Source organism: Acinetobacter sp. ANC_7553, from assembly GCF_056779895.1.
This window is the reverse complement of the sequence record NZ_JBWYIV010000032.1, coordinates 1-3,515: the sequence shown is the minus strand read 5'-3', so window position 1 is coordinate 3,515 and position 3,515 is coordinate 1. Positions and strand designations below refer to the sequence as shown.

Annotated in this window: 1 tRNA gene and 1 rRNA gene; both read left to right on the top strand. The window is 48.0% G+C overall.

From position 1 onward, the window contains the following. The first annotated feature begins 25 nt into the window (after positions 1–25). Positions 26–101 (top strand) — tRNA-Ala (locus tag AC1M9I_RS14470). Between the two features lie 379 nt (positions 102–480). Further along, positions 481–3,372 (top strand): 23S ribosomal RNA (locus AC1M9I_RS14465). The last annotated feature ends 143 nt before the right edge of the window (positions 3,373–3,515 follow it).

Here is a 3,515-nt window from a genome sequence, read left to right as displayed (position 1 = left end):
GATACATTGATCTAAATGATAAGCTGGGGACTTAGCTTAGTTGGTAGAGCGCCTGCTTTGCACGCAGGAGGTCAGGAGTTCGACTCTCCTAGTCTCCACCACGTATTCATTCGAATACGTAGTAAGCAAACGAGTTGATAGCTTATAGAGCTTAGTAATAAAGCTGTGTATACTGCACGCCTTGATTATTAAGCTCTGTGATTTATCACAGTTGACTGCGATCTGACGAAGACGTAGTGAATCATTAACAGCATATATTTGAGTTGAAATAATTTGTTCATACTCATAGAAAGAGCGGAAACGAGATAACGTAAGTTATTGAGTTGAAGTGATTGAAATGAGAACTAGCGAAATTAACTGAATCAAGCGTTTTGGTATATGAATTTGAATTGAAGCTGTACAGTGTTTAGATACACAGTACTTCAAACTGTAATGTTGAACGATCTACTTGTAGGATCGAACGACTGTTTGGGGTTGTATAGTCAAGTAATTAAGTGCATGTGGTGGATGCCTTGGCAGTCAGAGGCGATGAAAGACGTGATAGCCTGCGAAAAGCTCCGGGGAGGCGGCAAATATCCTGTGATCCGGAGATTTCTGAATGGGGGAACCCACCTATCATAAGATAGGTATTGCAACATGAATACATAGTGTTGCAAGGCAAACGCGGGGAAGTGAAACATCTCAGTACCCGTAGGAAAAGAAATCAATTGAGATTCCCTCAGTAGCGGCGAGCGAAAGGGGAAAAGCCCATTAAGTTATGTAAGCTTTAGTGGAATGCTCTGGGAAGTGCAACCATAGTAGGTGATAGTCCTGTACACGAAAGGGCTTACATGATGATGTCGAGTAGGGCGGGGCACGTGAAACCTTGTCTGAATATGGGGGGACCATCCTCCAAGGCTAAATACTCCTGACTGACCGATAGTGAACCAGTACCGTGAGGGAAAGGCGAAAAGAACCCCTGTGAGGGGAGTGAAATAGATCCTGAAACCGCATGCATACAAGCAGTGGGAGCATCTTCGTGATGTGACTGCGTACCTTTTGTATAATGGGTCAGCGACTTACATTCAGTAGCAAGGTTAACCGAATAGGGGAGCCGTAGAGAAATCGAGTCTTAATAGGGCGTTTAGTTGCTGGGTGTAGACCCGAAACCAGGCGATCTATCCATGAGCAGGTTGAAGGTGAGGTAACACTTACTGGAGGACCGAACCCACTGTCGTTGAAAAGCCAGGGGATGACTTGTGGATAGGGGTGAAAGGCTAATCAAGCCTGGTGATAGCTGGTTCTCCCCGAAAGCTATTTAGGTAGCGCCTCGGACGAATACCATTGGGGGTAGAGCACTGTTTCGGCTAGGGGGTCATCCCGACTTACCAAACCGATGCAAACTCCGAATACCAATGAGTACTATCCGGGAGACAGACTGCGGGTGCTAACGTCCGTAGTCAAGAGGAAAACAATCCAGACCGCCAGCTAAGGTCCCTAAATCATAGTTAAGTGGGAAACGATGTGGGAAGGCATAGACAGCTAGGAGGTTGGCTTAGAAGCAGCCACCCTTTAAAGAAAGCGTAATAGCTCACTAGTCGAGTCGGCCTGCGCGGAAGATGTAACGGGGCTAAAACTATGTACCGAAGCTGCGGATTTGCAATTTATTGCAAGTGGTAGGGGAGCGTTCTGTAAGCCGATGAAGGTGGATTGAGAAGTCTGCTGGAGGTATCAGAAGTGCGAATGCTGACGTGAGTAACGATAAAACGGGTGAAAAACCCGTTCGCTGAAAGACCAAGGGTTCCAGTCCAACGTTAATCGGGGCTGGGTGAGTCGACCCCTAAGGCGAGGCCGAGAGGCGTAGTCGATGGGAAATTGGTTAATATTCCAATACTTCTGTGTAATGCGATGAGAGGACGGAGAAGGTTAAGTCAGCCTGGCGTTGGTTGTCCAGGTGGAAGATTGTAGGCATGTATCTTAGGCAAATCCGGGGTACTCTATGCTGAGAATCGATAGCAAGCTAGTTTACTAGCGAAGTGGCTGATACCATACTTCCAGGAAAAGTCTCTAAGCTTCAGTTACACAGGAATCGTACCCGAAACCGACACAGGTGGTCAGGTCGAGTAGACCAAAGCGCTTGAGAGAACTCTGCTGAAGGAACTAGGCAAAATGGTACCGTAACTTCGGGAGAAGGTACGCTGCCGGCGGTGATAGGACTTGCTCCTTGAGCTACTGGCAGCCTCAGAAACCAGGCCGCTGCAACTGTTTATTAAAAACATAGCACTCTGCAAACACGAAAGTGGACGTATAGGGTGTGATGCCTGCCCGGTGCTGGAAGGTTAATTGATGGGGTTAGCGTAAGCGAAGCTCTTGATCGAAGCCCCAGTAAACGGCGGCCGTAACTATAACGGTCCTAAGGTAGCGAAATTCCTTGTCGGGTAAGTTCCGACCTGCACGAATGGCATAATGATGGCGGCGCTGTCTCCAGCAGAGGCTCAGTGAAATCGAATTCGCCGTGAAGATGCGGTGTACCCGCGGCTAGACGGAAAGACCCCGTGAACCTTTACTGCAGCTTGACATTGAACTTTGATCTTACTTGTGTAGGATAGGTGGGAGGCTTTGAAGTAGAAACGCCAGTTTCTATGGAGCCGTCCTTGAAATACCACCCTGGTAATATTGAGGTTCTAACTCTGCTCCATTATCTGGAGCGAGGACCATGTCTGGTGGGTAGTTTGACTGGGGCGGTCTCCTCCTAAAGAGTAACGGAGGAGTACGAAGGTGCGCTCAGCGTGGTCGGAAATCACGCGTAGAGTATAAAGGCAAAAGCGCGCTTAACTGCGAGACCCACAAGTCGAGCAGGTACGAAAGTAGGTCTTAGTGATCCGGTGGTTCTGTATGGAAGGGCCATCGCTCAACGGATAAAAGGTACTCTGGGGATAACAGGCTGATACCGCCCAAGAGTTCATATCGACGGCGGTGTTTGGCACCTCGATGTCGGCTCATCTCATCCTGGGGCTGAAGCAGGTCCCAAGGGTATGGCTGTTCGCCATTTAAAGAGGTACGCGAGCTGGGTTTAGAACGTCGTGAGACAGTTCGGTCCCTATCTACCGTGGGCGTTGGAAATTTGAGAGGATCTGCTCCTAGTACGAGAGGACCAGAGTGGACGAACCTCTGGTGTACCGGTTGTGACGCCAGTCGCATCGCCGGGTAGCTATGTTCGGAAGGGATAACCGCTGAAAGCATCTAAGCGGGAAGCCTACCTCAAGATTAGATTTCCCAAGGACTTTATGTCCTCTAAAGAGCCGTTGAAGACTACAACGTTGATAGGTTGGATGTGGAAGTACGGTGACGTATGAAGCTGACCAATACTAATTACTCGTGAGGCTTGACTATACAACACCCAAACAGTTGGTGTTGTGGTTCAAATCATGACAAATAACTTGATTTAGTTAGATAAAACGCTAAACTGCACAAATTAAAGAAACTCAAATAGCTGTTAATAACTTCTTTGACCAAGCAAAGGCACGCAAACAATA